Origin of the sequence: Rheinheimera sp., from assembly GCF_020217005.1 — a bacterium.
Lineage (GTDB): Bacteria > Pseudomonadota > Gammaproteobacteria > Enterobacterales > Alteromonadaceae > Pararheinheimera.
Map to the genome: position 1 here is coordinate 1 of NZ_JAIWOI010000371.1, position 7126 is coordinate 7126.

5 protein-coding genes are annotated in these 7126 nt (G+C 47.4%); all 5 read right to left on the bottom strand.

Annotated features, from left to right (window positions below; all coding sequences use genetic code 11):
• Window positions 1–171 precede the first annotated feature (171 nt).
• Window positions 172–1290 (bottom strand): ABC transporter substrate-binding protein, encoded by a 1119-nt coding sequence (locus tag LDL40_RS18460; protein WP_300996958.1) that lies wholly within the window; start codon window positions 1288–1290, stop codon window positions 172–174.
• A gap of 70 nt (window positions 1291–1360) precedes the next feature.
• A complete protein-coding gene (locus LDL40_RS18465) occupies window positions 1361–3400 on the bottom strand; it encodes a GNAT family N-acetyltransferase (RefSeq protein ID WP_300996960.1) in 2040 nt (679 codons plus the stop codon).
• 3 nt (window positions 3401–3403) lie between these two features.
• Entirely contained in the window at window positions 3404–5572 is a 2169-nt protein-coding gene (gene uvrD, locus LDL40_RS18470) for a DNA helicase II (protein ID WP_300996962.1), read from the bottom strand.
• Window positions 5573–5673: 101 nt separating this feature from the next.
• Complete coding sequence (locus LDL40_RS18475; RefSeq protein WP_300996963.1) at window positions 5674–6375, bottom strand: HAD-IA family hydrolase; 702 nt, start codon at window positions 6373–6375, stop codon at window positions 5674–5676.
• 89 nt (window positions 6376–6464) lie between these two features.
• The gene (locus LDL40_RS18480) at window positions 6465–6947 is read right to left on the bottom strand and encodes a MarR family winged helix-turn-helix transcriptional regulator (protein WP_300996964.1); all 483 of its coding nucleotides are present in this window, start codon (window positions 6945–6947) and stop codon (window positions 6465–6467) included.
• Window positions 6948–7126 lie beyond the last annotated feature (179 nt).

Genomic DNA, 7126 nt, shown 5'->3' on the forward strand with positions numbered 1-7126 from the left:
TCACCGCCAGGGTGAAACAGGGAATTCGGGACGCAAACAGTTTTGCGTCACGCCTGTTTCACGCCTTGAGCTCTGCGAAAGGCCGGACAAGACGACCTGCAGCCACCTGACCGCTCAAATTCAGAACCAATCTAGCTCAAACATTCTGCAATACCTTTGGTAATTGCACCCCTACCTAACATCCTCAACCCCCCTATTTGTCACTTTGACCCTGAACACCTGTTGTGAAGCCTGTTGTTTGTTTGGATCAAACATCAAAGGAAAATCATAAACAGCTCTTTGTTGTCTTAATTTATCTAATAAACATTGTCGCTTCACAGGTAAGGCACATAATTTAAGGGCCTGACTTAATAACGTACCAACGGTAAAACCCTCTAATCCAACATCAGATAGAGGATCTGTTGCTTGTTGGATCATTAATCTTTGATATTCCCGCACTAATTGCCATTTTGTATCCGTTGGCTTAGGTACCACCATAGTCGCCATAACTCTATCTTCTTTTTCAAGCAAGGCACTAAGTTGCTGCAGACCAGCAAATGACACTGTGGCATATTGAGGATTATAGCCCTGACGACGACCATAACTAATAGCTTCAGCCAGAGGTTTATAGGTACCAACCATAAATACCACTTCGGCGCGCGCTTTGATCAAGTCTGAAACTCCAGCTTCTATTGCTGTACTGTTGCGCTGGAAACGCGCTGTGACCACAGGTGTTATACCTTTCAAATGAAGAGCCTTGAGGTAACCTTGTTCAACAGAAGCGCCAAATTCATCTGCTTGCAGCAATAAACCTACTTTGGTCTCAGGATTATGTATCAGATAATCCACCTGACTTTGAGTTTCTTCTTCATAACCTGCTCTGAAGTTAAAGATAAAAAGGTGCTCAGCCTTGCGCAATAATGGGGCTCCGGTAAAAGGTGCAATATAAGGAATTTGGTAATGCTGTAGCAAAGGCAAGATGGCGGATGATGTTGGAGTGCCTACATAAGCGAATAAAGCCAATACTTTGTTTTCTCTTATAAATTGTCTTGTATTGACTACGGTGAGTGCTGGTTCATACTGATCATCTTTAACCAGCAAACTTAGTTTTACCCCCTGAACTCCTCCCTCTTTATTCAGTTGTCTAATCGCGAGTTCTACGCCATTTTTATAACTTTGACCTATACCTGCAGCGCTACCAGTTAATGGCAGCGACATACCTATTTGTATATTTTGTGGTTTGGCAGATAAAGCAGCCGCGTAGACTAAAAGCAGCATTAAACTTAGATGCGATATGCTCAGTCTTGGCATAACTTGGTACTCTTACAGCGTTACTACCAAGGAGTTTAGTTGAAAATGCGCGACTAAACCTTGTTCTGGCTCATAAATGCAGCAGCTTGCAAAGCTGCGGAAGTTTTTGTTTCGCCTGAGGTTGTGCAATCTGCTGCCAGTCCTGTTTTTGCCACAGCCTTTGTACTAAAAATTGGGCTGTCTGAGGTTCCACTTTGGCGTAATTCAGATTAAACCAACACAACAGATGGGTTTCTATCAGATCAAAAGGACGCAAGCCTGCCTGAAATAACTGCAGTTCTGCGACTTGCTGTGCATGAATGTCTATCGAAGGAGGTTGCGCCCACAGTAGCGCTAAAGCCGGATCCAAACCGCGCTGTTTATCAGCAAGTTGCCAATAAAGCTGTCTGGAAAACTGCTGTTGCAAAGCATTGAACTGCTCACCATAAAGCATCAAAACTGAGGCTTCATTGCTGGCTTGCTCATGGCGCTGGCTGAGTTTGACCGGACTAAAGCCTGCGTTTTGCCAGAATTTTGCTAAAGCCAAAGTAGCGCCAAAACTGGTGCCAATCAGATAGTCTTTATTAAGCAACTGCTGCAGAACAAAGTCCAATAATTGGCTACCAAGGCCCTGAGATTGCAGCAATGGGTGCACTACAATACGCTGAATTCTGGCCATTTTTTGCGTAACTAATTCAGGTTGCAGGCAATGAAAAGCTAAGCTTTGAGCTAATAAATGCCCCTGCACGCGGCGTTTACCATGGGCTACCGCACTGGCAAGTTCCGCATCCAGCTCTCCTTCGAAACTGATTAAAGCACAAGCAAGTAGTTGCTGGTGTTGTTCCAAGGTATAGAGAGTCAGAGCCGGATTATCCAATAAAGCCCAAAGATCCATCACATCGGTTTGATAATGCGCCAGACTTAATAAGCTAAAAATCTGCTGTAGTTTCGCAGGTTGTTGCAGCAAATCTTTTACCTGATAACTGACCAGCTGGGGTTGCTGAATGGCAGTCACAGCAAAGTCAGTTTGCTCCAGTAAAAAACCTTTAAAAATCAGCTGTTCCAGCGGATCGTTGATCTGATATCGGATCGGCTGATGCAGATGCAGTTTCTGAAAACCAGGGCAATGTTGCTGTAAATAACTTTGAAAGCGTAACTGAAAACCCCGGCCTGTGCCTTCGTAACCATGTTCTGTGGTCGCGAACACCAAACGGCTATAGATGTCTGTCAGTTGCTGCAATTGAGGGGTAGGAATAGCTGCGGCTTCATCCACCAGAATGACCGTATTGTTTTGCTTTTCAGCCAATAAAGCATCGACTGGCACGAAACGGATCAGACCCTCTGACAACTGGTTCTGTCCCGCCTGATAAGGGAGATTCAGCAACTGAGCAGCGATAAAAAATGCGGCTTGCACAGCAACAGGCGAGGGGCCTGTCAGCAGAATATCGGTTTTACCTTGTTGTACCAACATAGCTGCAGCTAAACCTAAAGCACTGGATTTGCCCCGGCCACGATGAGCTGTCAGTACTAAAGGGCGGCGTCTGTGGCCTGTTACTACCTTATGAATAGCGGTCACAGCTTGCTGTTGTTCAGTTGTGCGATAAGGCAGTTCAGCTGATGTTGATGCAATAGCTTCAGGTAATAGTGGAATGACAGCAGAGTTGCCTTCGATCAGCTGTACCCAGCGCTGTTCAGCCAATTGAGCTAACCAAAACTGTTTAAATAACCCTGAATAAGCTGCCGCATCAAGTGGATAAGGCAATACTCTTTTGGCCGCCGGGTTAGGCTGTTGTTGCCACAACTCAGGTTCTGAGGTGACAAATAACCAAAGCCCACCGGCTTTTAAGCAACCACTGCTGGCCGCTACTAAATCCCAATCCACGGTCTGGCGGGCATCTACGACCAGCAGATCACATTCAGTACCTAACCATTGTTGCTTTTGGTTGGCTGATAATAAGGTGAAACCAGCCGGAGCTTGCTGGCCCAGCCAATAACAGCAGCCCCCAGGCTGGAGCTTTGCAAGTTGGTGTTGCGTATAGGCTTTAGAACCTGCCAGCCAGATGGGTAAACGCCAGCCCAGTTTCTGATAAGCATCTTGGTGCTGACTGATGATCTGCAGCAGGTCGGTCATGCTTTAAACCGGTTCTAACCTGGCATAAGCTGTCACCAGCCATTTACTGCCCAGTTCGTCAAAGTTCACCTGAATGCGGGACTGTGGTCCTGTGCCTTCATAGTTCAGCACTGTGCCTTCACCAAATTTGTCGTGTAATACCCGTTGCCCCAGTTTAAAACCGGTATTTTCAAAGGCACTATGGCTAGCCGCACTGCCAAAACGGTTCATTTGAGTCGGCTTACTGACACTGGTCGTCAGGCGAATTTCTTCTAAACAATCGGCCGGAATTTCGCGGATAAAACGAGATGGTCTGTTGTACTGTTCCTGACCATACAAACGGCGACTTTCGGCATGAGTTAAATACAGCTTCTGCATAGCCCGGGTCATACCAACGTAACATAAGCGACGCTCTTCCTCTAAGCGCTCGCTGTCGTCACCACTTTGTTGGCTGGGGAACATACCTTCTTCCAGACCACAGACAAACACCAGCGGGAATTCCAGACCTTTGGCACTGTGTAAGGTCATCAGTTGCACTGCATCCGAATGTTCTTCTGCCTGATATTCACCGGCTTCCAAAGCGGCCTGAGATAAAAAGGCGGACAGAGGCGTCATTTCCTCAGTGTTAACATAAGTGGCGTTAGCGCAGGCGTTGACCAGTTCGTTTAAGTTTTCTATTCTGGTTTGGGCTTTTTCGCCTTTTTCAGCCTTGTACATCGCCATCAGGCCAGAGATTTGGATCACGTGATCCGCCTGTTCATCCAGACTTAGATCTTTGCTGTCGGCTTCAAGCTGATCAATCAGCTGCACAAAGGTGCTGATCGCATTGGCAGCGCGACCTGTCAGCTGTTTAGTCGCCAGCATTTGCTGCAGGCTTTGCCATAAGGTTACTTGCAGCGAACGGGCATTTTCCCGCACTTTATCCATAGTGGTATCGCCAATACCACGCACCGGGGTATTGATGATTCGTTCCAGCGCGGCGTCATCTTGTCTGTTATTAATCAGACGCAGATAAGCCAGCGCATCTTTAATTTCCTGACGTTCGTAGAATCGTAGACCGCCGTAAATACGGTAGTTAATGCCATCCTGAATTAAAGCTTCTTCCAACACCCGCGACTGGGCGTTATTGCGATACAGCACTGCAGCCTCAATCAGCTTACCGCCTTCACGTTTCCATTCCCGAATACGGCCGACAATAAAACGTGCTTCGTCCAGCTCATTAAAGGCAGTGTAAAGTGAAATAGCTTCGCCTTGCTCACCTTCCGTCCATAAGTCCTTGCCTAAGCGGTCGCTGTTATGTGCAATCACTGAGTTAGCGGCTTTTAAGATAGTGCCTGTCGAACGATAGTTTTGTTCAAGGCGGATAGTGACAGGGTTTGGATAGTCTTTTAAAAACTGCTGAATGTTTTCCACTTTAGCGCCACGCCAGCCGTAGATGGACTGGTCATCGTCGCCTACTATCATCACTTTGCTTTCGGTGCCCGCCAGTAATCGAAGCCATTCATACTGGATCGAGTTGGTATCCTGGAACTCGTCGACCAGAATATGGCGGAAACGTTGCTGATAATGGCCGCGGATTTGTGGTTGCTGTTTCAGCAGTTCAAAGCTGCGCAGCAGAATTTCGGCAAAGTCGACCAGGCCTGAACGGTCACACATCTCCTGATAGGCAGCGTAGATTTTGATCATGGTCTGCAGGCTGAAATCGCCATGTGCATCCATAGTGCCCGGGCGCTGACCTTCATCTTTACGGGCGTTGATAAACCACTGAATTTGTTTAGGTGGCCAATGCTTTTCGTCTAAATTTAGCGCTTTTAACACCCGACGTACTAAACGGTATTGATCGTCTGAGTCGATGATCTGAAAACCCTGAGGTAAACCTGCTTCCAGATAATGCGCCCGCAACATGCGGTGCGACAAACCGTGGAAGGTCCCCATCCACAGATTATTTAAGCTGACACCTATGGTCTGTTCGATACGGCTACGCATTTCCTGTGAGGCTTTATTGGTAAAAGTCACAGCCAATAAACTATAAGGCGCAACCCGTTCCACCTGCATCAGCCAGGCTAAACGATGCACCAGTACCCGGGTTTTACCCGAGCCGGCACCGGCTAATACCAGCATATGTTGAGGAGGAGCGGCAACCGCGTCCCGTTGTTTATCGTTTAAGCCATCCAGTAAAGAAGAGACATCCATTAGCAATCAGTACCTGTCACCATCGAAAAATTGCCGCCATTATATACCCTTCTGCTCTATCCCCCCAGCTTTGATGTCCAGGCTAGTGCGAATAGGTGGGCTTACAGCAGCGCTTCTAATTGTTGCAACGAATCAATTTGCAGATGAGGCAATACTGCAGTTTGAAAATGAGCTTCATGCTTTAGCCACACCGCCTGACAACCGGCATTGAGCGCACCCTGTACATCGGCTTTGCTGTTATCGCCTATATGCAGCAGTTCATGCGGCGCAATAGCCAGTTGCTGACAGGCTTTGTGAAACATATCGGGGTAGGGCTTCATTTTGCCGCTGGGGCCAGCGTGATAAGCCTGCTGGAAATACTGCCGGATGCCCAGCAGAGTTAAATCTGCATTGCCATTGGTAATAGCCACCAGTGGATAACGTTCTGCCATGGCTTTGAGCAACTGATGGCTGGAGTCAGGCACTGTTAAATGACTGCGGGCGGTATAAAAAGCACGAAAAGCCAGTTCGGCAATTTCACCTGCTTCACAGCGACCCATACCAAGCTCTGTTAAGCCCTGTTCCACCGACAACAAGCGCCAGCGGCTGACATCATGACGCACCTCTGAGTCAAGTTGTGCCAGTTCTTTGCGTTTTTGCCACCAGAACTCAGGGTCAATCAAGCCAAGCTTCGGGGCCAGTTGTAGTAGTTTTTGCTGCATAGCCAGTTCAGCCTGCTCAATCACAGGGCCGTTGTTATACAGCGTATCGTCCAAATCAAAAGAGATAGCTTTAAAAGGTAAAAGGGCTTTGTAAACACGCATAAGGCTTAGAGTCCTGCTCAGAATGGGCTTAGTTTATCCGCAATCCTTTGTGCTGTATCTACCAAAACATCAAAGCAGGCGAAGTCGATTTAAAGCCCAGGCTTGTTTAACTGTTGTCGCAACTGCACTAACTCTTGTTTGAGCGCCTGAATTTCAGTGTCTGCCATACCGGACTTTACACTGATATGGCGGTTAACCTGGACTTTTTCAGCTGCTGTGGCTCGCATAGCCCAGCCTGACGGCGTTAAACGTATTTGCAGGGCCCGCTCGTTGTGCGGATTACGACTGCGCTGCAGTAAGCCCATTTTTTCCATACGTTTCAGTACAGGAGTCAAAGCTCCGGACGCGATTTGCAGTTGTTCGCCAATTTGCTGCAATTCCAGTGCGTCGTTTTGCCACAAAATCAGCATCACTAAATACTGAGGGTAAGTCAGGCCCAATTGCTCCAGCAACGGTTTGTAGACTTTGGTCATCGCCAATGAGGTGGAATAAAGGGCAAAACAAAGTTGTTGATCCAGATGCAATAAAGCCTCTTCCGGGATTCGCTCTTTGTTGTTGGTTAAAAAAGTCATAAAACACTCCGCATGAAAGTCTGTTCGGTTTAAAAGAAAACTACCTGTACTTCCTTGTGGAACCGGGTTTTGTCTTGATAAAAAAAGCCTCCCGCAGGAGGCTTTGGGTTCAGTAACTTTTAGTTCAGATGCTTTTTCAGCGCCTGGCCGGCCTGGTCCAGAGCAGCTTGAGTGCCTGG

Excerpts from the sequence above, each read along its gene's own strand:
- LDL40_RS18475 (WP_300996963.1), bottom strand. The coding sequence starts at position 6,375 with ATGCGTGTTTACAAAGCCCTTTTACCTTTTAAAGCTATCTCTTTTGAT.
- LDL40_RS18465 (WP_300996960.1), bottom strand. The coding sequence starts at position 3,400 with ATGACCGACCTGCTGCAGATCATCAGTCAGCACCAAGATGCTTATCAG.
- uvrD (WP_300996962.1), bottom strand. The coding sequence starts at position 5,572 with ATGGATGTCTCTTCTTTACTGGATGGCTTAAACGATAAACAACGGGAC.
- LDL40_RS18480 (WP_300996964.1), bottom strand. The coding sequence starts at position 6,947 with ATGACTTTTTTAACCAACAACAAAGAGCGAATCCCGGAAGAGGCTTTA.
- LDL40_RS18460 (WP_300996958.1), bottom strand. The coding sequence starts at position 1,290 with ATGCCAAGACTGAGCATATCGCATCTAAGTTTAATGCTGCTTTTAGTC.